Annotated in this window: 17 protein-coding genes and 2 pseudogenes; all 19 read right to left on the reverse strand. The window is 32.2% G+C overall.

Annotation, left to right across the window (positions count from 1 at the left end; genetic code table 11):
• Nucleotides 1–72: 72 nt before the first annotated feature.
• Complete coding sequence (locus AC1DS7_RS01095) at nucleotides 73–753, reverse strand: lipoprotein BA_5634 family protein (RefSeq protein ID WP_476998701.1); 681 nt, start codon at nucleotides 751–753, stop codon at nucleotides 73–75.
• 35 nt (nucleotides 754–788) lie between these two features.
• On the reverse strand, nucleotides 789–2,726 hold the full coding sequence (locus AC1DS7_RS01100) for an FtsX-like permease family protein (protein WP_016101988.1): 1,938 nt from the start codon (nucleotides 2,724–2,726) through the stop codon (nucleotides 789–791).
• Nucleotides 2,701–3,471 carry an ABC transporter ATP-binding protein gene (locus AC1DS7_RS01105; RefSeq protein WP_002017024.1) on the reverse strand — a complete coding sequence of 257 codons (771 nt, stop codon included), beginning with the start codon at nucleotides 3,469–3,471 and terminating at the stop codon, nucleotides 2,701–2,703. Before AC1DS7_RS01105 ends, AC1DS7_RS01100 begins: the two co-directional genes overlap by 26 nt.
• A 128-nt stretch (nucleotides 3,472–3,599) precedes the next feature.
• Nucleotides 3,600–4,586: a sensor histidine kinase gene (locus AC1DS7_RS01110; protein WP_002017026.1), complete on the reverse strand. Its 987-nt coding sequence runs from the start codon at nucleotides 4,584–4,586 to the stop codon at nucleotides 3,600–3,602.
• A gap of 2 nt (nucleotides 4,587–4,588) precedes the next feature.
• Nucleotides 4,589–5,293: a response regulator transcription factor gene (locus tag AC1DS7_RS01115; protein WP_476998702.1), complete on the reverse strand. Its 705-nt coding sequence runs from the start codon at nucleotides 5,291–5,293 to the stop codon at nucleotides 4,589–4,591.
• Between the two features lie 395 nt (nucleotides 5,294–5,688).
• Entirely contained in the window at nucleotides 5,689–7,662 is a 1,974-nt protein-coding gene (locus AC1DS7_RS01120; RefSeq protein WP_016101990.1) for a penicillin-binding transpeptidase domain-containing protein, read from the reverse strand.
• A 451-nt stretch (nucleotides 7,663–8,113) separates the two neighbouring features.
• Nucleotides 8,114–8,707 (reverse strand): SGNH/GDSL hydrolase family protein, encoded by a 594-nt coding sequence (locus AC1DS7_RS01125; RefSeq protein WP_002141809.1) that lies wholly within the window; start codon nucleotides 8,705–8,707, stop codon nucleotides 8,114–8,116.
• A 169-nt stretch (nucleotides 8,708–8,876) separates the two neighbouring features.
• Nucleotides 8,877–9,908 (reverse strand): VanZ family protein, encoded by a 1,032-nt coding sequence (locus tag AC1DS7_RS01130; RefSeq protein WP_476998703.1) that lies wholly within the window; start codon nucleotides 9,906–9,908, stop codon nucleotides 8,877–8,879.
• Nucleotides 9,909–10,070: 162 nt separating this feature from the next.
• Nucleotides 10,071–10,202, reverse strand: a pseudogene (locus tag AC1DS7_RS01135) (Fic family protein); the annotation flags it as partial.
• 89 nt (nucleotides 10,203–10,291) lie between these two features.
• A complete protein-coding gene (locus tag AC1DS7_RS01140; protein WP_476998704.1) occupies nucleotides 10,292–11,449 on the reverse strand; it encodes an acyltransferase family protein in 1,158 nt (385 codons plus the stop codon).
• Nucleotides 11,450–11,591: 142 nt separating this feature from the next.
• Nucleotides 11,592–12,107 (reverse strand): transglycosylase SLT domain-containing protein, encoded by a 516-nt coding sequence (locus AC1DS7_RS01145; protein WP_476998705.1) that lies wholly within the window; start codon nucleotides 12,105–12,107, stop codon nucleotides 11,592–11,594.
• Nucleotides 12,108–12,867: 760 nt separating this feature from the next.
• Nucleotides 12,868–14,181: a D-alanyl-D-alanine carboxypeptidase family protein gene (locus AC1DS7_RS01150; RefSeq protein WP_476998706.1), complete on the reverse strand. Its 1,314-nt coding sequence runs from the start codon at nucleotides 14,179–14,181 to the stop codon at nucleotides 12,868–12,870.
• Nucleotides 14,182–14,625: 444 nt separating this feature from the next.
• Nucleotides 14,626–14,928: pseudogene (locus tag AC1DS7_RS01155) on the reverse strand (SDR family oxidoreductase); the annotation flags it as partial.
• Between the two features lie 165 nt (nucleotides 14,929–15,093).
• Complete coding sequence (locus AC1DS7_RS01160) at nucleotides 15,094–16,176, reverse strand: sensor histidine kinase (protein WP_476998707.1); 1,083 nt, start codon at nucleotides 16,174–16,176, stop codon at nucleotides 15,094–15,096.
• Nucleotides 16,173–16,859, reverse strand: a complete 687-nt coding sequence (locus tag AC1DS7_RS01165; protein ID WP_002085507.1) for a response regulator transcription factor — start codon at nucleotides 16,857–16,859, stop codon at nucleotides 16,173–16,175. The genes AC1DS7_RS01160 and AC1DS7_RS01165 overlap by 4 nt, the downstream gene beginning before the upstream one ends.
• Nucleotides 16,860–17,206: 347 nt before the next feature.
• Complete coding sequence (locus tag AC1DS7_RS01170) at nucleotides 17,207–18,373, reverse strand: hypothetical protein (RefSeq protein WP_476998708.1); 1,167 nt, start codon at nucleotides 18,371–18,373, stop codon at nucleotides 17,207–17,209.
• A gap of 350 nt (nucleotides 18,374–18,723) precedes the next feature.
• Nucleotides 18,724–20,571 carry an FtsX-like permease family protein gene (locus tag AC1DS7_RS01175; protein ID WP_113769426.1) on the reverse strand — a complete coding sequence of 616 codons (1,848 nt, stop codon included), beginning with the start codon at nucleotides 20,569–20,571 and terminating at the stop codon, nucleotides 18,724–18,726.
• Between the two features lie 16 nt (nucleotides 20,572–20,587).
• The gene (locus tag AC1DS7_RS01180; protein WP_476998709.1) at nucleotides 20,588–21,349 is read right to left on the reverse strand and encodes an ABC transporter ATP-binding protein; all 762 of its coding nucleotides are present in this window, start codon (nucleotides 21,347–21,349) and stop codon (nucleotides 20,588–20,590) included.
• Nucleotides 21,350–22,067: 718 nt separating this feature from the next.
• Nucleotides 22,068–22,727, reverse strand: a complete 660-nt coding sequence (locus tag AC1DS7_RS01185) for a CatB-related O-acetyltransferase (protein WP_061675943.1) — start codon at nucleotides 22,725–22,727, stop codon at nucleotides 22,068–22,070.
• Between the last annotated feature and the right edge of the window lie 444 nt (nucleotides 22,728–23,171).

Below are 23,171 nucleotides of genomic sequence, written 5' to 3' on the forward strand. Positions count from 1 at the left end.
AAAAATGTAATAAAAAAGACCAGGATAAATTCTTAAAATCATCCTGGTTTTTCTGTATTAAATATATTTTCATTATTTTTTTATAATAGAAACCGCATCTAATACATCCACTTGACTCCCCATAGTTTTAGTGAGTTTTTTCCATTCAGTTTCTGCTTGTACAGCCGTAACATCATCTGTGTTATATGGTCTATCTTCACCATACGATTTATTGAAATGAAGGATTTCCATTGATGTTTCATTTACAGGGATTTGATTGAAAATTGCATTATCAACAATTACAATCAATTCCTCGTAATTTGGATTACGATAGTGACCAAACCAAGTATCACTAGCATACTGGACATCTATTTTCTTTTCATTAATTGTTAATTCCTTGATTTTTTTATTTTTCTTACTAGCTAGTAAGACAGCTTTACCTTTTGGAACTGAAGGTACTGACTTAATTGGGTCTGAACTCCATACTTCATCATCATTATCTGACTCTCTTAATACACCTAACCCAACCATTTTTTTCGCTGTTTTTTGATCCATCATTAATACTTGTTTACCATCAATTTCTGCTTGCTTCACTTTATACAAAGTGTTGGTCTTAATTTCACTTTTATGTTGATTTACTATTCCTTTTAATGATTGTTCTCCTCCAATTAATAAAGCGGCATTCCTTGGTTCTTCTTTCTTCCCAAAAGAACAAGCTCCTAACATAGAAATAGATACAATCCCTGCCACGCACACTTTCATTACTTTTTTCATTGCTTTTTCTCCTCTTTGCTTGTTTTATCAATACGCTACATAATTTTTTTATATAACCGTTGTAAATAACGCCAACGGACAGTGAAAAAGTACACACTTTGAATGGATATAAAGGCTAGTATAATTAAAATCGAAATCTTTAAAACTGAGTAGTCAATTAGCTGTTGCAAGGCTATAAAAGCGACCCCGCTATGAATAATCGCTATAATGATAGGCAAGAAGAACATTAATATAAGCTGTCGTGTTACGATTTTCTTTAGTTCTTTTCTACTTAGACCGACCTTCGCAATCATTTCGTATTGTTGTTGTTCTCTTTCTAAATCTGCATATAGCCTGAAATATAATAGGCTGGCTGCAAACGTAAAGAATACGATCCCTACTAATACACTGACAATAAGTAAAATACCGTTCTCTTGTTTCGAAGAAATCCATTCAGAATACAACGCTTTAAAATAATGATGTGCTTGCCCCGAATTATGATTACCCATTGTTTCTTCTAATTTTTTTGTAACCACTCTTGATTTCTCCCAATTTTCCACGACAAAACCATATTGACTTTTCATTACGTAAGAATCATCTTCCGTCTTTCTGTTAGGGATTTTATCGTACAGAGAATCCGAAACAACAATAATGGCTCCAATTGAATTTGGGAGAACTATATGTGGGACCGCCTTCTTGACCCGGAGGGACATTTCTAAGTTTTCCTGTACTACATCTATTTTCTCGGGTATATCTTTTCCTCTTGCATACTTTTCTTTTTGCGAAATGATTGAGGGTACTATAATCGCTTCTTGATCGTTATCCATCTTTTCCATTTCATATCCGAAAATTTTTGCAAACTTGTTATACTCTGATACTTTGATTAGCACTAAATTATTTTCCGTGAATTTAGGATTCGTAACCGCTACCTGATAAGAGAAATTTGAGCGAGTAAGTTGTTTTTTCATTTCTGTAATGTGCTCTTCTTCTTGTGCATTTTCTCCTAACGAAGTATAGGTAAATGCAAATGGATTGGTCATTTCGGTTAATCCCTTATTTCCCATTGCTAGGCATGTACCAATCCCTGTGAAGGCCACAGCGGAAACAATCGCTAGCATAAAGAACATAGTTGCATTATCCTTCATACGATAGGCTAATTCAGATATAGTAAGAAGGTTTGTTTTATTAAAAAACAAAGTGTCTTTTTTCTTTAAGACACGTATTACATACACGCTCAACTGTGAAAATAGAAAATATGTCCCTATCACTACAAAGACTACCCCTCCAAGTAAGTAAGGCATAATGAAGTTTCTTTCTAGTACGAAATAGAACACACATCCATACCCTAATCCAATGAAGAATACGGAAAGAAATGCTAATGCTTTTGATGCCTTTGGCTCTGGTTTTGGCTTTTCCTCTGATTTCATCAAATCAATTAACTTGTTTGCTTTTACCATTTTAGAAGTAAACAACGAAATGACTAGAAACAGAATCAAAAATGCGCCAGTTGTCGTAAAGACAGCTTTTATAGGAACGTAAAAAGGAAGACCCTTATCAATCGCTAATATATTTTCACTTGCCAATAAATTGAGCTTTGAAAATATTAAACCAATTAAGATACCAAATGTAATTGAAGCGACTCCAATTAACATATTTTCTAAAAAAATTAATTTATTTAACTGCGCCGGTGTCATACCATGCATGATTAAAATTCCAAATTCTTTTTTTCTTGTTTTTAAAAAAGAACTCACCGAATATAAAAGAAAGAAGAATGAAAATACAAAAATGAGATATTGAGAGATTTGCATCCCCATTGTTCCTAAAAGGCTCATTGTTTTACTTGTGGAGGCTAGCTCTCCTTGTAAATCAGGATGAAAAAGTAAGAGTGAATATGTGAAAAAAACCATAACTGAAAATGAGCTACTTAGAAAGTGTGCAGCATAAGTCCGCTTACTTCGAATGATATTATTAAAAGCGAATCTTTGAAAAGTCATGCTTACGACCTCCTAGTAATGCAAGTACATCTATAATTTTTTGATAAAACATTTGTTGGTTTTCTCCGTTATAAATTTCGTTATATAATTTTCCATCTTTAATAAATACAACGCGATCACAAAAACTTGCAGCCACTGGATCGTGCGTAACAAGCATCATTGTTGCATCTTGTTCTTTATTTAATCGTTTTAATAACTCCATTACATCATTAGCCGCTTTTGAATCTAAGTTTCCTGTCGGCTCATCTGCAAGTAATAATTTAGGTTTATGAATTAGAGCACGTGCAATTGCTGTTCTTTGTGCTTGTCCGCCCGATATTTCATATGTTCGTTTATTTAATATATCTTGAATGCCTAATTTTTCTGCAATACCTTCTACACGCTGATTCATATCCTCAACTTTAGTACCATCTAACGTCAGAGGAAGAACAATATTTTCTTTTACAGTTAATGTTGTAAGAAGATTGAATGCTTGAAACACAAAACCTAATTCACGTCTTCGAAATAATGCCAGTTCATTTTGAGATAATTGATATGGATTTTCTCCATTAATCAATATTTCTCCTGATGTGGGAGAATCAATAGTAGAAACCATGTTCAACAAAGTAGTTTTTCCACTTCCTGATGGTCCCATTATTCCTACAAACTCCCCTTTTTTCACACTCAAATTAATGTCGGCGAGCGCTTCATAAGATACCTTTCCTGTATAGATTTTACTCAGTTCACAGACCTTTAATATTTCCATATCGTTTTGCTCCTTTTTATCTTTTAATAACCTAAGTTTATCTAAGCATCCCTTCTTCTCATATCGATTAACCTTTCATATATCTAACAGGTCTGTAATATTTCTGAAAAGTCAAACTAAATATCGTTCTAACGATTTGCATAAGGAAAAATAATACAGATTGTTGTTCCTTTTCCTACTTCCGACTTTATTTCAATATCATGTTCCAATCTTTTTATAATATTTTTCACAAGATATAATCCCATCCCAGTAGATTCCTTAAATTTCCGACCATTTATTCCCGTATAAAATGGGCGGAATACTCTCGGGAGGTCTTCTTTTGGAATTCCCACACCATGATCGTGTATTTCAAGGATTACTGAGCGCTCTTCTTCTAATGTAGTAATAGTAACGTTTTTTCTACTTCCTGCTGAATACTTAATGGCATTGGATATCACTTGATGAATAACAAACCGAAGCCACTTTCTATCGGTTTCTACCATAATAGTTTGTTTTACTTTTACTTCTGGATAAACATAGCTACGGATAAACAGACGTTTATTTTCACGGATTACTTCTTGAACGATTTCCTGTAACGAAACTCTTTCCACATAAAAATCTTGCTCAAACGTTTGTAATCGCGCCATATATAAGACCATTTCTAATCCGTACTGCATTTGATCTACTTCTTCCACAATACTTTCAAAAACCTCCCCATTCTCTTCTTGTGTGATCAGTTCAATAACTGATAGAGGCGTTTTCATCTGATGCACCCATTGATTAATAAATGTAAGGTGCTCTTTTTGTTTATATTCCCAAGTCTTTAACTGTTGATGATATTGACTGTATTGTGTCTTTAACACACGCTGAAGTGCTACTGATAATGGAGTGGAATCGAGTTCTTCTAAGGAGTCCTCTAATGTTTCAGAAGGGTTGGATAATTTGTTATAAAATCTACGATGGCTAAAGTAGCGATAAAGTAAAAACGCAATTAAAAAGCATCCTCCTAAAAACACACTATATAACGCAGTAGATAAGTGGTTATATCCATCCAGCCAATAAACAGTTAGAACGACAAATAGCTGAATGATTGAGAAACAGATGAAAGGGATATGTTCACGTAAAAATAAATTCATTATTATACCTCATCATTCTTCCAAGTTATTTTCAAACGATATCCAGCACCACGAACTGTTTCTAATGCATTTTTTATTCCGATTCCCTCTAATTTTTTTCGGACACGTGTAACATTTACACTTAACGTATTATCATCTACATACGTATAGTCATCCCAAAGTTTTTCTAAAATTTTCTCTCGACTAACAATACTAGGAGATTGTCGTAAGAGAGTTTCTAGTAAAACAGTTTCTTTTTTTGACAGTATACACATGCTATCATTTAGCTTTAATTCCATTTTTTCTGGATAAAGTATTAAACCGGATTGCTGAACAACTCTTTCTTCCGCTTTCGGTGCGTATTCTCCGTAAATTCTTCGAAGATGACTTCGGATTTTTGCCATTACAACTTCATAATGAAACGGTTTAGTGATATAATCGTCTGCACCATGTTCAAGTGCCATAACTTGCTCCATCTCTCCACTACGTGCTGATATAAATATAATGGGACAAGTAGAGACCGTTCTAATTTGTCGGCACCAGTAGAAACCATCAAAACTCGGTAAATTTACATCTAATAAAACTAAATCAGGTTGAATTTTTTCAAAGTTAGCCAAAATATTTTCAAAATCCTCTGTAATATTCCCTTCATACCCGTACTTATTAATATGGGATTGAAGTAGTTTAGAAATTTTTTGGTCATCTTCTACAATCATGATTTTATACATATATTTAGCTCCTTTTATTTATGTATCTATTTATTATCTAGAAATATCTAATTAATACTTTTATCTTTTAGTATAAAGAAATTCCCCTCTTACTTATATTGAATAACCTTACTTCAAACTAACAGCTTTGTAATATTTCTGAAAATAAAGTTAAGTATAATAGCTCTTATTTTTTAAATTTCAATTATCTAATTTAACATTTTAAAATTTGTTGTTTTATAATTTTTAAATAAAAAATAATCGTATTTAATTGTGTAAAAAACACGTAATTAAATACGATTATTAAAATCATAAAATCTGCGTTTAGACATAAATTAACCGATTCCTAATATAATCTTGGATCGGTAAGGTTTGTATATTTACTAAAGAAGTAAATTTCACCTTCTAATTAAGTATTATTTCTGAAAAACATGTTTTATTTTTTCACCTGGAACGTTGCTCCCTCCTCTTCCTTTTACATCTTCAATCATCATGGTAACAATCATGTTTGGCGCACTTGCATCGAAAGCTGCAAACCACCCAAGTTCTTTACCCTCTGCTTCTTTCGATTCTTTCAGTTCTGCTGTACCTGTCTTACCAGCGAGAGTTACACCATCAACTTTAGCAATTCTCCCAGCACCATCAGGATCATTAATAACCTTTATTAACGCACTTTTTAATATCTCTTGATTCTTGGTAGAAATCACATTTTCTTTCCAATTTCCCGCTTCTTTTGTTTTTTTTATAAGATGCGGTGACGGAATGTTACCCTCATTGACAATCGGTGCATAAGTCAATGCTAAATGAAGAGGTGTCATTAATACTTGTCCTTGTCCGTACCCCGTGTCTGCTAGTTGAATATCATTTTTTATCCCATCTTTTGCAATGATTGAAATAGGGAATTCGTATTCAATTGGTAATTTTTCATGAAATCCGTATTTCTTAAATTCATTTACATACTGATCTTTTCCTATTTTCAAAGCTTGTTGAGCAAAATAAATATTATCAGAGTACTTCATTGCCTTATCAAAATCAACTGGACTAGCATCCTTCACACGTGTTACATAATAATTTCCCCAAGATGAATCTTTTGTCCACTTTAATCCTTGAATTTTAAATTCTTCCTTAGGATTTATTGTGTTTGTTTCCAAACCAATTGCACCTGTTATCGTTTTAAATACGGAACCTGGTACAAATGCTTGTGTGAAGCGATTCATCATTGGCAGTTTCGAGTCATTATTCCATGCTTCCCGTTGAGCTTTTGATGCTCCTCTAACTATTGTATTTGGATTATAAGCAGGGCTACTTACAAGTGCGATTGTTTCACCCGTTTTAGGATTGACCGCTGCACTAGATCCTGCTTCATTTTTCATCTCATTAAAGATTTTTTCTTGAATTGCAGCATCAATAGTTAACGTAACATTTTCCCCTTTTTTTGCTTCTTGTTTTGCTACGTTTTTAATCTCTTTCCCGTTCTCATCTTCCATAAATACGCGTCCACCCTTTTCACCACGCAATTTATTCTCTAATACTTTCTCTAAACCTGTCTTACCCACTAAATCATCTGCTTGATAACCTTTTTTGTGAAGCGATTTTAACTCCTCTGCATTTACCTTTCCTATATATCCCGTTAAGTGTGCCGCTGCTTCTCCTAATGGATACGTACGAATATTTACTGGGCGAGATGAAACTCCTTCTAATTCAATATAATCATTCTGTCTGGTTCCCTCTTTTAAAATACCAATTGGTACAAGGGAATCTGGTTTTATCCATTTCGCTGCGAGCTTTTGATCGACCTCTTCTATAGACATATCAAGTAATTGTGCTACTATTTCTTTCGTTTGCGCTGCCGTTTCACCTAGTTTCTCTGGAATAATTCCAACCTCAGTCGCTTTTCCATTCGTTGCAAGCCCTTTTCCATTTCGATCATATATTTCTCCGCGTTTTCCTTGCTCTGTTTGCATACGTACTTTGTAATCTTTTTTCATACCTGGGAAAATGAAGTCTGGTGTCCAATCTATTTTCCAAGATTCCTTATCTTTATCTTTCACGAGTTTTGCTTCATGGATGAATGAAACTGTTCCTCCATCCGTATCCATATTAACTTCAAAAAGAAAAAGTTCTTTATCTTTAGTATTCTCTCCTTTCGTTTTAATTTTTAAATTCTTAACTCCAATACCCTCATAAATTTTTTGATATTTCTCTGTGAACTCCTTTTTAGAAATCGTTTTTTTTGCATGTTCTGATAAATAATCATACATATTTGTAAATTTTTTATCATTCCATAAATTGATATATTCTTCAAATGCTTGTTTTGGCGGCTCATCTTTATTGCATCCTACCAACATAACTCCAAAACAAAAGAAAAGCAGCATCCATATTTTTTTCAATTCAATCTTCTCCCTTAATTAAAAATGATTATTCCTTTCTAAATATGTTAAATAAAAAATGTTTTAACGCTTAATAGACAGTGTAAGTAATGAAATAGTTCCACATTTACAAAAAAATTAAATTTATGGTTAAGCTGCATTCAAAAAGGGAAGATTTTAAGATTCTTACAAACGACGAATATATTTAGCGAACGTTATCATTATTAGTGTTGTTTTAACAATTCATTTAAAATACCTTTTAGTTCATTTTCGCCAATTTCATCTTTTTTCTTTATAGATTATTGATACAAAAAAAGAATCCTTATACTAAGGATTCTGCAACAGAAAATAACAAAAATATAAACAATAAAAAGAATTACTTAAAGTATAATTTATAGGCACTCTATAGCCTTCTTTTTCGCACCAAAAACCCCTGTACAGCATGCGACAGGAGTTTAGGTCATTCTACAGCTTATTTAAAAGAGTCGTGTACAGGCAAACTACTAAAAATCAATTCAGCAACTTTTACATATCCTTTTGAGTTTGGATGAATTAAATCCGTAGACCAAAGCGTATTGTCATTAACTAAATGATGATTCCAAAAGTCAACATGATGAAGCTTATACTCTCTACTTAGTGAAAGTATAACTTCATTTGCCTCTAATAATTGTTCTTTTAATACTTGTTTTTTTTCAGAAGGAAATGGAAGCCTAACAGTAAAATCTGGAAGGTTTGCTATAATAATATCAGCATCTGTTTTACTTAATGTATCTATCATAAATTCCATATCGTTCTTATATGCATGATGATTCCAACGTCCTTTTAAAACATCGTTTGCACCTGCAATTAGACTAACCAAATCTGGATTAAAAGTTAATGCCTGTTCCAATTGCTGTGAGCGAATTTCTTTAGTTACTAACCCACGTTTTGCAAAATTAGCATATTTTAAATCATCTACACACAGTTGAACAAAATGATCTACCCAGCTTTTTAATGCTATTCCCTCAACTTCATCCCCTATCCCCTCTGTAAAACTATCACCAATCGCTACAAATCGCTTCCACATATATAGTCCCCCTTTTTTGTTATTCATATCTACACTATACAATAGCCCACAGCGTAATTGTTCTTCTTAAATGTTTTTCAATTTCAATTAAATTCCATAGGAGATTTTTCAAATGAGCAAGACAACTCGATTAAACTATTTCACATGAACAAAAACATGAAAATCTACGTTATCTTCTCGCAGAAATAGGTTGAGACCAACTATCTTTCCCATTATCATTTAAGCGTACTTGAAAAACATATATAGGTTGAGAAAAGCCTTTTGTATCAGCGTAGTAATCTATATTATAATCTGTAATGACTAATGTATCACCTGCTTTGAAAGATATTATAGGATCAAAGTCTCCTTGTTTTAGTTTTTGAAATGCTTCTTTGGGAGACAGAATTTCGACATCTCGAATATGTGATTTTTTTGTAACTGGCTCATTGTCATTAGGCATTTTTGTAATTTCCTCTTTGTAAACAGGCATTTTATTACCTTCGTCTTTTAACTCTATTGATGTTTTTATAGTGACATCAGTCATGTCTGTTTTTGTAATGGGATCTAAAGGCATATTCCCAAATTCCTTCATTTGATACGAAATCATTATTCCAAGTGCAACAAAACTTACTGTAATCGGAAGAAATAAATATTTGGTCATTTGTGTATCTGTTTCTTTTTTCTTCAACAATATAAGAACTATATTTAACATAGAATATCCTAGCATCATTCCTAAAGTATTATGAAGTAAATCGGCTAGTTCCATACTTCCACGTTGCATTGTAAATTCAAGGATTTCAATCAATAAACTTGCTATAATTGAGCTGATTAACATCCATTTTGTTTTTTGAAAAACATTACTAAATAAAGGTAATAAAATTCCTAACGGAAAAAGCATACCTATATTCACAATGATATGGAAAAAAGAAGAAAATGAAAAGGTATTCCATGCTTTTTTATAAACACTAAGTACATCAAAGTCAATTGTTCTTGCAAAAGTTATATCATCTGGACGACCAAATGAAGTAGCTGATAATACAAGGGAATAATATCCTATTATCAATATAAACAATATAACTTGTTGTACGGTAAATTCCCCCCCTCCTTTACATACCTTTTTGTATACTACAAAGTAGCTAAAAACAAAAATGAGTAGTAACAAGAATGTGAGTTGTATTGTAGGAAATGCAAAGGTAACAAGTAGTTCGGAAATAAAATTCATTTTACACCTCTGTTTTTACGAATAAAATATTCAATAGTTTTATATAACATTTTAGATATAGATAGCGATATGTTGTTACCCCTAATAATTATTAATACAGAATTAAACCTGTATACATTGAGCATTTCTTCCTCTTGAAACCAGCTTTATTTGACCAAGCAGCTACAAGGAAACTAGCGTTTTACTAATTGTACTTTCGGCTATGTCTGGAAAAACGTTACGAAGATTCTCTTTAGTAAGAGGATTTTTGGAGTTAAGTATAAAATTAAAAATTTGTTCAATTTTAGTATATTTATATAGAATCCGTAATTGACCGATTCCTAATATACTTAAGAATCGGTCATATTCGTATATTTACTAAAGAAATAAAATTCCTTCAAGCATTACACTTTTTTTCGAAAATTTGTTGTTCTTTGTTTTGCCCAGTTGATACATTTCTTTTCAATTAAATGATACGAAACTATAGAAAAAAGTATTGTCATTGAAATACACAAAGTAAGAAGGAAAAAGATAGGTATCTTTGTATACAAAAGTTTAAATAGTACCATCATGATTGGAAAATGACACAAATAGATACTGTATGAAATTTCTCCTAAGTATACAAATACACTCTTATTTAAAAATGCTTTCACTTTTAGGTTACTCATGGCCATTATTATAAATATACTAACACCGATTACGACACCCCAATCTTTTAATAAGAAAGTAGTATCATTACGGGAAAAACCATAAATTAAAATGGAATACAAATATAGAATAATCCCTAATGCAATAAGAAATCCTTTATTAAATTTTTTCATATTCCTATATAAGTAGATAAGCTTTTCCTGATGCTTAAAAAGTAACATTCCAACCATAAACATCGATGTGAAATGCAGTGTATCGGCATAACCATTATAAAATCCCTCTGCTTTCCCTATATGCAACATATTAAGGAAAACACTAATTAAAGAAAAGCTCAAAGCAAATAGTATCGTTTTCTTCCAACTCAGTTTATAAAAAAGAAGGAATAACAAAGGAAACACAATAGATATACGCATTTCTTGAGCCAATGACCAGATAACTGGATTATAATTTTCCGTAAAAAAGTTATTAAGAAGCACAAAATGGTTTATAATATCTATTTTTGTTATAGACCCTTGCCACCTATCATAGAACCAATCCCGTAGTCCAGCCACTTCATACGGCGAGAACAAAATAAATAAAGCAAGGGTAATGATTATCCAAAAATAATAAGGGATATAGATTCGTACAAATCGCTTAATTAAATATCCCCAATAATTTGTTTTTGAATGATAAAGTGCCATAGATAACACAAAACCACTGAGTATATAAAAAACGATTACAGCTTCCCCGCCAGCCCATAAAAACCTAAGCGGGGAAAATTTAATAGAATTAGGCAACGATGGTAGCATTAAACAAAAATGTCCAAATACCACTGTAAGTGCCGCTAACCCTCGTATGGAATCTAATTCTTTTATTCTCTTACTCATAAAATGTTCTCCTTGTAAATTGTAGATTTTGCTGTTAATAAAGGCCACTATACTATTGTAGTGGGAGAATTATACATATTGTTTCTTTAAATTCCTAATATAAGCAGTACAAAGTCAATCTATGTATCTGTTTTAGGGAACTTTCGTATTTAGGCATAAGTTATATAATAATAGAAAGAAAAAAGAAATTTCATTCTATAAAATCGTATTGTCGTTTAGAAAACATTTTAAAAMTGTTTTCTAAACCCTCGTTATAGTCTGTCTGCTTATTTGTCCATTGAACACCCTTATTCCCAGGCCACCCTGAGGTATTAGCAACATATTTTAATAGTTCTTGTCCTTTTAAATTTTGCTGTAAACCACGGTTATATGCATTTATCATATTAGATATTGCAATTCGAGTATTGGTTTCTGCATTTTTCAAATCTTCGTTCGTTAAATCTTTAGGTGCTAGTCCACCTCGATGAAGCTGAAACAGTCCAAATGATGTGCCCTGATCTCCAATTGCGTTTCGATCAAACTTACTTTCATGGAATGCAATAGATAAAGGAATCCATGGCGGTATACCATGCTCTATTGATATTTGTTGAATCGTGTCTCTTACTTTAACTCGGTTAGTATGATGGTCATATGCATATTTTGTAAGATATAGCCCTACTGTTAAAACCAAAATAAATACTCCACTTTTTATTAATGTCCCTCTCATCGACGTCACCTCACTTGTCAGTATCAAAGATTGTCACTAGTAATCCTATCTTTTGGGGATATTAACTCGTAATCATGTATCATTTGATTATTCTTTGTTTCATTAATTACCGATTTTCAGGTGAATTTATTAGGGAGTTCCCTCCATATAACATTCGCTTTTATCACTTTCGGTACAATTTACTTTTGTATGGGAGAGCGTTTTCTCTGTATGGTACCGTACTTTTTTCTCGAATACCTTGCTTTTTTATTCGATTGAAATTAAAGAATAACTATATACATAGGGATAAACACTATAAAAAGATACTTAAATTTCTTTAAAAAATTCATTTTTCGGCCTCCATTTCTTTATATAATTAATTTAAAACAAAATATTTAATAAGAAGAAAAGATTTTATTAAATTTTTATAAAATTTAATAACAGGAATAAGTACCAGGTATTTATTTTTATTTTTATTGTCACTTGATGGAATAATGAATGTGTTTTCATTATGTAACTTTATTAAACTAACCTTGCACCAGAACCCTTTGAATCGAACAATTCATAATAAACGCCATCCTTTCTGTATATTTCTACAAAAAGAATAGCGTTTTTTGATTATATGGATACAAATTTATCTTAGCTTGATTTCAATACCGAAAGTTCCGAAGAACCAGATTTGAGAATTAATGCAATCTTACATTCCAAGCCATCCACACAAGAATTTATAATACTTTGAAACTTTTTATTTCAGGCTAATATTTAGTTTTATCCTACAAAGTTAGCCTTTTACTATATCAACCGCACTATTCCACATACCGCTAAAGAAAGATCCTATTTCGCGCATTAAACGTATAAACCAATTTGCTTGTTCTACTTCAGATTTTGTTACAAGGTCTACTTGTAATGATTTACCTGATAAGAACCCAGGATCTGTAATATCTTTAGGCGATATAATCATTTGACTAATTGTTACACCTTTTTTAATAGGCGCTTCTTGTTCTTTATTCGATACTTTAAATTCTTTTTTATAAACGTCTTTGTTGCCCTTTGGCATTGGAAGTGAAACAGCTTGCTTCGTTTGAACAACTACATCTTTGTCCTTTGCATTTGCTACTCGCACTGTTTCATGACCTTTTACTACTGAATCTTTTTCATAGACCTTCTTCACTTCAAAATTCGCAAATCCATAATCATATAATTTCTTTGTTTCATCAAAACGTGCTGTATGAGAGTTTGCTTTTATAACTACAGAGATTAGACGCATACCGTTTCTTTCTACTGTACCAGTAAAACAATCTCCGGCTTCTGGAGTAGTTCCTGTTTTTAACCCATCTACACCTTCGTATTGCTTAATTAAGCCTTTTAACATCCAGTTAAAGTTCGTCATATCAATCGGATACTTGCCACCTTTTTGGAATGTTTTTTTAGGGATTTTTGCTGTATCTAATATTTTCGGGAAATCTTGAATAAGACGTTGTGCTAAAATCGCACAATCTCTTGCGGACATTTTATTTTTCTCGTCTGGAGTTGTCCCTTCTGGGTGATATCCTTTTAAATCATGGTTTGTTAAACCTGTAGAGTTTACAAATTTATAATTTTTCATTCCAAACTCTTTTGATTTATCGTTCATCATTTTCAAGAAATTGACTTCTTTTCCAGCAATCTCTTCAGCTAAAGCAATTGTTGCACCGTTTGCAGAGTAGATTACCATTGCCTCATATAACTCTTTGACCGTATAAGAGCCACCATTTTCTAATGGAACGTTTGATAATGAGCGATCTTGCGAAATCTTATATGCATATTCAGAAATTTTAACTTTTTGATCCCATTTAAGTTTTCCTTTATCCACCGCTTCATGAACTAAGTATTCACTCATCATTTTTGTCATACTAGCAATTGCTAATGATTCATCTGCATTTTTTTGATATAAAATTTTCCCGGAATTTGCTTCTACTAAAATTGCTGATCCTGCTTCTACGTCTATAGCAGGAACTGTTTCCGCTGATGCTCTTCCAAATGTAACGGCTATGCTACAAAATAGTGTAAGCACTGTTACTATTGTAATAAATCTCTTGCAAAACATACTTTTCACTTCTGTTACCTCCAATATCTTTGTACTCAAAAAAACGTTATTCTAACATAATCCCCCAAAAAATAGACAGCGTTATCAAATTCTATATACATATAAGACATTAGGATCTTCATATAGACCATCTCATCAAACCCTTTTAGGGCACTGACACTTCGTATTCCCACACACATCCCTATTTTTAATACCCTTGTATTTTTCAAAATGATCCGTACTTTCATATTTTTTAGGATTACACTTAATAGACAATGTAAGTAATACATTTGTTCCACATTTACACAAAAATAAAACCAGTGTGTCCCGATTAAATATCGAGATACACTGGTAGCTTAGTCCTGTTCTTATTGTCTACTTGACAGGGTCTGTCGGTCTCTTTTCAAAAATCACTATATTTGCACCAGAACCACGTATTACTATGACTTTTGCTATTCTTCTCTAATTACATCTTTAGCATTTTCCTTCACTTGCATCAATTAACTCACCAGTTACCCAACGACTGTCTGATGAAGAAAGAAAACCTGCAATATCAGCTATATCCTTAGGTTCTCCCCACCTATTAAAAGTCGATAAATCTGCAGCATATTTCTGTCCATCTCGATTCCCCAATGTCTCGGCATTCATTTCTGTATTAATTATGCCCGGGAGAATTGCATTTACTGTAATACCAAGGGCACTAAGTTGTTGTGCTAAAGTACGAGTGAGTGTATTTATTGCCCCCTTAAATATACTGTAGGCAAAAACACTCGGAGAGATATCAATGAACTTCCCCTTCATTCCAGTATTCACCTTATAGTAATAAATAAAATAATTTGTCAGTATCATTTCTACTATGAATGGCCTACTTGAATTATTAACTTAAGAAGTTTCTTAAGTTTTAAAAAAAAGCTTATGGAACCTTTCATTCCATAAGCCATTCTATTTAATTGGATGTTCAACAATAAAGGACATCCAGCCTACTTTATATTCTGCATGTATATTACCATTATGAAGTTCAACAATTCTTTTTGAAATAGCGAGTCCCAGTCCATTTCCTTGATCATCTTTTCTGGCCTTATCACCCCTGAAAAACCTTTCAAATAATTTATTAGGATCGCTAACAGGCGGCTTCTCGACTTTATTTGATACTTTCAAAATTGCTTTGTTACCTATTAGTTCAAGACATATTGATAATTCGGATGGTTTCATGCTGTACTTTTTCGCATTCATAAACAGATTTTCATAAACACGTACCATTTTTTCTACATCCATGAAAATAGGTATTGTTTCTTCCGTTATTGATTTTTGAACACTTAAACCTGCCTTTTCAAATATAGGAATATATTCTCCAACTATTTGCTCCAACAAGCCTGATAAATCAACTTCGTTAATGTTTAACTTAGCATCGATGTCTGATAAACGGGTGTACTCAAATAGTTCATCAATTAGATATTTCAATCTCTGTGATTTTAAATAAGTGGTTTCGAGATACTCCTGTAATTGTGCTTTACTGTCGTATTGCCCTCTTTTTAATAAATCTACATAGCCGATAATAGATGTCAACGGTGTGCGTAAGTCATGAGATACGTTGGTTATGAGTTCATTTTTTGTACGTTCCAATTGTCTTTCTTGTTCAAATGTATTCTCCAATTCCTTGGACATATAATTAATATTTTGAGCAAGATGAGTCAATTCATCCTTTCCCTCAATCCCAATTGTCAAACCCAGCTTTCCATTGGCAATATCATTAACACTATCAGAAATGAGCTTTAAATATATTATTTTCTTTCGAACCAATATCAAAAAAATGATTATAAAAGTAAAGATTGCTAACGCGAATATAAGAAATGTAAGCATATTATTTTCAAATGTACTAAGATCATCAAGATAGTGATTTAGATTTAATGGTATTATGACATATAGAAAAGTGAGGATTGTTAAACCAAACGAAACAAAAAAACTAACTGCAACAGCACCAAGAAGTTTTATAATTATCTTATTTCTAAAACTAACCTTCTTCATATTTTGTACCCAATTCCCCAAACAGTTTTAATATAAATTGGATGTTTAGAATCCTCTTCAATTTTGTCTCTTATTTTTGTAATATGCACCATGACAGTATTATCCGATTTATAAAAAGCATCTTTCCAAACTGCTTCATATATTTTTGCAACACTGAGAACAATTCCTTTGTTACGAGCAAGTAGTTTGAGTATATCGAACTCTTTTGGAGTTAGCCTTACTTCCGTTCCTCTTACCCATACTTGACGTGTATCTGTATTCACGGTTAAATCACCAATTTCTAAGATGCTTTTATTATTATCTGTATGCGTATTGTATTTTTTAAACCTTCTTAATTGGGATTTTACTCTAGCGATTAACTCCAACGGGTTAAACGGTTTTGATAAATAATCATCGGCACCAGACGCTAGCCCCTGAATTTTGTCTATATCCTCTGATTTTGCAGATAGCATGATAATAGGCATATTTCGTTCTTCCCTAATTTTCATACATGCTTCAATACCATCCATATTAGGCATCATAATATCCAAAATAATAAGATCGAACTTCTTTTCTTCTAACAATTTTAAAGCTTCAATAGCATCTTCTGCCTTTTGAGTTTTCAGACCTTCATTTTCCAAATAAACAGAGATAAGATTTCTAATCTCTTTATCATCATCAACAATAAGAATTTTTGACTCCATCATATTCCTCCACATTTTTCTCGTATTGAACAACTAAAGGCAAAAGCAGGTGGTACATTTCTATCCTCTCTTTAGTATATACTTGCAATTAAAAGCGCCAAAATAACATAATCGGTATAAAAGATAATGTCTTAAATATTGTTCGAAATTTTCTTTAGATCCATTTACAATTAATAAGTTTTCTTCTTCATTAAATTTAGCTTTTAATAAAAAATAATTATTTTGAGATTCCTTCTTTTAATTAAACTTTTTTGATTACACCTGTAGTTTATATAACTTATAAAATGAAAAAAGAATCCTCTTCAATACGCTCATTAAAGGAAATTCTTTTTCAAATCTTATTTTCTTTACTCGTTACTTATTTTAACCAGTTTTTCTCCTTGTTCTAAAAGTGTTTCATAGTCATTGTTCTCTTTAATTTCTTTGATTTTATTTTCAATTGTGGGCGTATTATTTATATTAAAGTACGTATTTAATACTTCATATGGTGTCTTTCCTTGTTTGGTTGCACTATCTTCAATAGCTTCTTTCCATGGAATATTTGCTTTGTCCATGCTTAATTCAAGGGCTGAACCAGTCTCATATCTCATATTCCGCTCTAAAAACTTTGGAGATTCTGCCTGTCCATTAGCAACGAAGTTGAACGCCTCCATAAAAGTAACATGATATGGCTTCTGTTTCTTTGCAAGTACCATAAGATTTCCACCAGTTAACTTACTATAACGATACTCTAAGTATCGTGCTGAACCTTCTATTGCTTCAGTTTTTGTTTCTCCAATTAATTGAGGCCATTTTTTATAGCGATAGTTACGTACAATTGTCCAATCATATAATGCCTGATTAATACTTTCTGGGCTTGTATCAATCATTGCTTTACCTAATAGCTTAAATTCTAATCCCATTAGCGCGTAATTTTCTTTATTAATCGGATATTCGTGAATAAACTCTCCACCATTTGCATCATATGTCCAATCTTTTTGTTTATAAGCATGAAAACCTTCATGTAATAAGAAAGATGAAAAATCAAAATATAAATCTGGATTACTAAACATTTTAGGATGATATTTTAAATAAAATACATCCATATCATTAATATTTATTGTCCCAAAGTTCCAAGGAAACCAGGTAGAAATAGTTCTAAAATCAAAACGATTTAAGCGATAGACTTTAGGTAGATGCAGAGAATTTGAGACTTTTATTTCCTTTGCAAAAATACTATTTTCTAATCCCGTTACATTAACTGCATAAGCTTCTTGTCTAAAGAATCCCCCGTCTTTATTACTACGTATCAGAACCAATGGCATTTTTTCGAAGCGATAATCTTCATTCCAAAGTTTATCACTCGATTCTTCAAAGCTCTTATAAATAGTAGCTAATTCTTTTAACATCTTTTGATCCATGTTATCTAAAGACTTAAACTCTGTATGATATGTTTTATTTAAAATTATGCTTCCCAACATAATTCCTATAAATATTACTAATAAGATTAAAATTACCTTTAAAAATTTTTTCAACACACACTCCTTTTCTAAAACGATAATCCTTATGATGAATAAGGTTTACAAGTTTTATGTTTATTTACACTCTTTTGGTGCAGACCCAATTTTAAATAATAGCTATAATAGACACAATTTATACAAGATATTATTTTGATAATTGTTCCATCCTGTCAAAATTCCGGTTATAGTTAACAATTAATATGGGATGATTATTCAATTTTATTGTAAGGGGATAGTGCAAGAGTTCCTACAAATAAGGTTAAAGTAGTACTCAATGTAGGAACGATACTATTTTCCCACTTCCTTTCCCTTCATCATAACGGGGGCCAATTATGATGATACTTAGTATACATAACATTATTACATTAACCTTCTTTCGGAAGTACAATTCTTTTATACAATTGAACTGTAATCCAGTAGTAAATCGAGTAAATCACTATGAAAATAACAATTGGTAACCAAATTCGAAAATACGGATCGATTAAAAGAGGGCCAAACATATTCATACCAACTAATATGTGAACAATACCGATAATTGCTGGGACTAAGAATACGAAGGATAACTCCTTATAAATCGATTGTGTTAATAATTCCCGGCGAACACCAATTTTACGAAGCATTTGATAACGTATACTATCTTTAGATGCGCCAGATAGAATTTTAAACATTAAGCAACTTGCCATCATTGCTAAAAACGCAATTCCAACGAAGAACCCCATAAACATTAGTCCGCTGGAAAAACTTTGATTCGCCTTATATGTTTGATACTTACTATCCAGTTCTTCCACTTTCACATTTTTATATTTAACTACCTGCAATTCATCAATTTTTTTCCATTCTTTTACGTATGCTCCAAAAACATCTGTTTTCCCAATAAACACCGTATTTTCTGTATCTTTCATACTATCGTATATGTTTTGATCTACAATTTTTATTTTATGATCAGGATGTATATAATTTGGCTGAATTGTTTCGAAAGCTTCTCTCCATTGTTTTGATTCCGCATCCTCTTTCCCCCATTGTCTTGACAATGCAAATGCATCCATGGGAATCTCTTCTGAAACTTTCATTATCTTCTCATTTTTTCTATCTTTTACTAAAGGACGATTGTTCTCTAGCTCTTCTTTTATATAATAAACATACTTATCATCTACTTTGTAACGATATTCAAGTTTCTCTTGAAATAAAATACTACTCAAAATGTTCTTTTCTTCTGCTGTTGGATTATGAACTACCGAATCGTAAATTGTTCCTTTATCAGTCTGCTTTAAAACGTCATTTTTAAATGCCATACCACACGCAATTCCACCTGCTCCAAGGGCTACTAAGATCGCTACCGTCGCAAGCACATTTGTTAGGCCATTAATGCGGAAGTTTAATTGAGCAAAGGTAAAAGCATTAAGCCTTTTTTCACTACGCTTTTTATTACTTTTTAATTTTTTAATCATAACTGGGAGAAGTGATCCAAACAACATGTAAGTACTAACAGTTGCTGCGATTAATCCAAGAGCCATTAATGTAGGAACGGTTCCTAGATTTTTTGCCTGTGGTATATAGAGCAGTGATGCATAACCAATACCTAACAAAATCAGACCAAGGAATGCAACTACAACTGTCATTTTTCCTTTTACCGCGACACGCTCTGTTTGTGCATCTGCATGTACAAGTTGTAATACAGAAATACGTGATAATTTAATACTATTCATACTTGCTGATAGTACAAATAATGCAAAGAAGAAGATGCAAGTAGCAACCATAGATGGAATGTACAAAGCTTTGTAACCTTCTCCAGTTAACTCCAATTGTTTCATTAATAACTGTCCGATACCTTCTGCAAGTCCTACACCAATTGTGATCCCAATTACAAGTGATGCCGCACCTAATACAATTGTTTCAAGGAACATCAGTAATGTAACTTTATACTTTTTTGCTCCTAACATCATATACATACCAAACTCTTTTTGGCGAAGAGATAATAAGAAAGAGTTTGCATACATAATGTAAAAAAATGTTACAATCGCTAATAAAAAGGAACCTATTTGGAATATTAATACAATAGGACCAACGTTTGCATTAGATTCAAGGAACGTTTTATTTAGTGATAGCGTTTGAAACATATAGAAAGTTGAAATAGATACAATTAGACCAATAAGTAATACAATATAATCTTGTAACTTACTTTTTAGCCCTGACATGGAAAGTTTAAATAACATGCCCAAACCTCCTTTCTTATGCTTTTTGTGTGCCTAAGTCTGCAAGCACGTCTAAAATTTCTTTGTAAAACTCTTCACGTGTACCATTACGGTGAATTTCTTTATATAACTCACCATCTTGAATGAATAAAATACGCTGACAGTAACTTGCACTGTATGGATCATGTGTAACCATCATAATAGATACACCTTGTACTTTATTTAAGTTTGTCATTGCATCAAGTAAACTTGTTGCATTTTTAGAATCAAGAGCTCCTGTTGGCTCGTCCCCTAAAATAATTGCCGGCTCATGCACAAGTGCACGTGCTGCTGCTGAACGCTGTTTCTGTCCACCAGATACTTCAGATGGATACTTTTGAAGTATTGCTGAAATTCCTAACATATCAGCTACCCTTTCTACTTTCGGCCCAATATTTCGTGATGGAACACCTTGAAGGGAAAGTGGAAGTGCAATGTTTTCATAAATAGATAAGTTCTCTAATAAGTTAAAATCTTGGAAAATGAACCCTAATTTTTGTGAACGGAAATCTGAAAGCTCACCTTGTTTCATTTTCGTAATATCCGTTCCTGCAATTTCAATAACACCACCTGTCGCTTTATCAAGTGTCGAAATTACATTTAATAATGTTGTTTTGCCAGAACCAGATGGCCCCATATTACCGACAAACTCCCCCTCTTGAATCGAGAATGAAACACCTTTTAATGCGTGTGATTGATTCTCAGCTTTTTTACCGTACACTTTTTGAACGTTTTTCACGTCTACAACTGGTTTCATCATATATATCCTCCTACGTTTGTATGATTGATAAGCTACTGTTTGAGTTATGTCTTTTTCGTTTCCACTTGCAATGCTTCATCTGTAAAAGTATTAAACTTGTCCACCACCAATACACATCCTTTTATTTTTCAAAATAATAAGTCCTTTCATACTTTTGTAATACATAAAAATAGGTATCAAACGGGATTTATTGTATTTAATTTGAATATCCATTTTTAGTAATACACGTAATAGACAATCTAAGTAATAAATATGTTCCCCTTTAAGATAAGAAAGCACTAGGTGTTTTGTTAAGAAAACACAATGAATTGCACATAAAAAATCCCTTTTCGCCATCTCACAAAAAAGAATCATTGCTGCAGCCTTTATAAACTTTATAATGGCTGGCTCATGCACAAGTATACATGTTGCTGCCCACTAGATACTTCAGGTGGATGCTTTTGGAGTATCGCTGAAACTTCTAACATATAAGCTACCTTTTCTACCTCCGGGCGAGTAATTCGTGATGGAACACCTTGAAGGGAAAATGAAGAAACAATTTTGTGTAATCATTTGAATTATAAATAAAACATATTAAGAACTACTGGTTATATTTCTTAATTTTTCTTAAGATAATTTATAAAAACTAAACCATAATGGGGAGATTATTTCATAATTGTTTCTAGTACAAATAATAAAAAAACTACATCCTATATTGAATGTAGTTTTTCTAGCTGATTTATTTATTTTTTACTTCATTTTTATAAAAAGCAAATAATGGTTCAATGGCTGGACTAGATAAAAGAGGAATTGCCTTCTCAATCAACTCTCTATCCCAATCATACCAACGCATTTCCATTAGCATATTCATTTCTGTATCAGTGAACCGTTTCTTTATTTCCTTAGCAGGATTACCGCCCACTATCGTATATGGCGGAACATCTTTACTTACGACAGATCCTGCTGCAACGATAGCACCTTCACCGATTGTAACGCCTGGCATTATAATAGCATTCATTCCAATCCAGGCATCACTTTTAATGATTGTATCGCCCTTCGGTTCATATGAATGTTCTATTTGCTCAGCGAATGGATACACTGTAATCCATTCTGAGTGATGATTATGATTACCACCCATTAAAATGATAACGCCACTTGCAATACAAACATAATTTCCAATAATAAGTTTATCAAGATGCCAACCCATCTGTTCAATTGGATTGAAAAGTGCTTGGGACTTAGCATCGCCCCATAAATACCTTACACAACCATCTTCAAAATTTTGATTTCCATAATACCCTGAATAATAGGAGTACTCACCTACTTCAATGAGTGGATTTGTTACTATATCTTTTAAATACTTTGTTTCAGACCAATGATTAAATAATGGATGCTTCATAACTATATTCCTCGCTTCTAAGTATTGTAGATTTTTGCAATTTACTTAGAAGCTTAATACGACAGCGACATTTTTAAACTTTTTCAAACGACGAATCATTATCTTCAAGCCTTTCAGTTATAATGAAAAATCATAACGTAATAAATTACACAAGTCAAATTAACCAAGTTATAATAAATCCGAGAGTGCGGACAAGAAAACCATTTTATATTTTTTTGAAACTCTTTATTTTTTTATTTAAATTACGGTACATGAAATTCACATGACACTTGTGTAGTAATACTTTCTCCTTATCAAGGGGGGGTATAATATTACAGTAGAACTTTACATAGGTGTAGCTTTTGAATAAAGTTTGATTAAATTAACTTAATAAACCTTGATAAAAGAGCGAATAGAAAAAGCGTGTTTTGAAAAAAAGATTGATCAAAACACGCTTTTTCTATA

The organism is Bacillus sp. P4_E1 (assembly GCF_056401715.1).

What these genes read in the sequence shown, in the direction of transcription:
- AC1DS7_RS01175 (WP_113769426.1), bottom strand. Translation starts at nt 20,571, where the DNA reads ATGTTATTTAAACTTTCCATGTCAGGGCTAAAAAGTAAGTTACAAGAT.
- AC1DS7_RS01095 (WP_476998701.1), bottom strand. Translation starts at nt 753, where the DNA reads ATGAAAAAAGTAATGAAAGTGTGCGTGGCAGGGATTGTATCTATTTCT.
- AC1DS7_RS01180 (WP_476998709.1), bottom strand. Translation starts at nt 21,349, where the DNA reads ATGATGAAACCAGTTGTAGACGTGAAAAACGTTCAAAAAGTGTACGGT.
- AC1DS7_RS01165 (WP_002085507.1), bottom strand. Translation starts at nt 16,859, where the DNA reads ATGGAGTCAAAAATTCTTATTGTTGATGATGATAAAGAGATTAGAAAT.
- AC1DS7_RS01160 (WP_476998707.1), bottom strand. Translation starts at nt 16,176, where the DNA reads ATGAAGAAGGTTAGTTTTAGAAATAAGATAATTATAAAACTTCTTGGT.
- AC1DS7_RS01115 (WP_476998702.1), bottom strand. Translation starts at nt 5,293, where the DNA reads ATGTATAAAATCATGATTGTAGAAGATGACCAAAAAATTTCTAAACTA.
- AC1DS7_RS01110 (WP_002017026.1), bottom strand. Translation starts at nt 4,586, where the DNA reads ATGAATTTATTTTTACGTGAACATATCCCTTTCATCTGTTTCTCAATC.
- AC1DS7_RS01125 (WP_002141809.1), bottom strand. Translation starts at nt 8,707, where the DNA reads ATGTGGAAGCGATTTGTAGCGATTGGTGATAGTTTTACAGAGGGGATA.
- AC1DS7_RS01185 (WP_061675943.1), bottom strand. Translation starts at nt 22,727, where the DNA reads ATGAAGCATCCATTATTTAATCATTGGTCTGAAACAAAGTATTTAAAA.
- AC1DS7_RS01105 (WP_002017024.1), bottom strand. Translation starts at nt 3,471, where the DNA reads ATGGAAATATTAAAGGTCTGTGAACTGAGTAAAATCTATACAGGAAAG.
- AC1DS7_RS01100 (WP_016101988.1), bottom strand. Translation starts at nt 2,726, where the DNA reads ATGACTTTTCAAAGATTCGCTTTTAATAATATCATTCGAAGTAAGCGG.
- AC1DS7_RS01130 (WP_476998703.1), bottom strand. Translation starts at nt 9,908, where the DNA reads ATGAATTTTATTTCCGAACTACTTGTTACCTTTGCATTTCCTACAATA.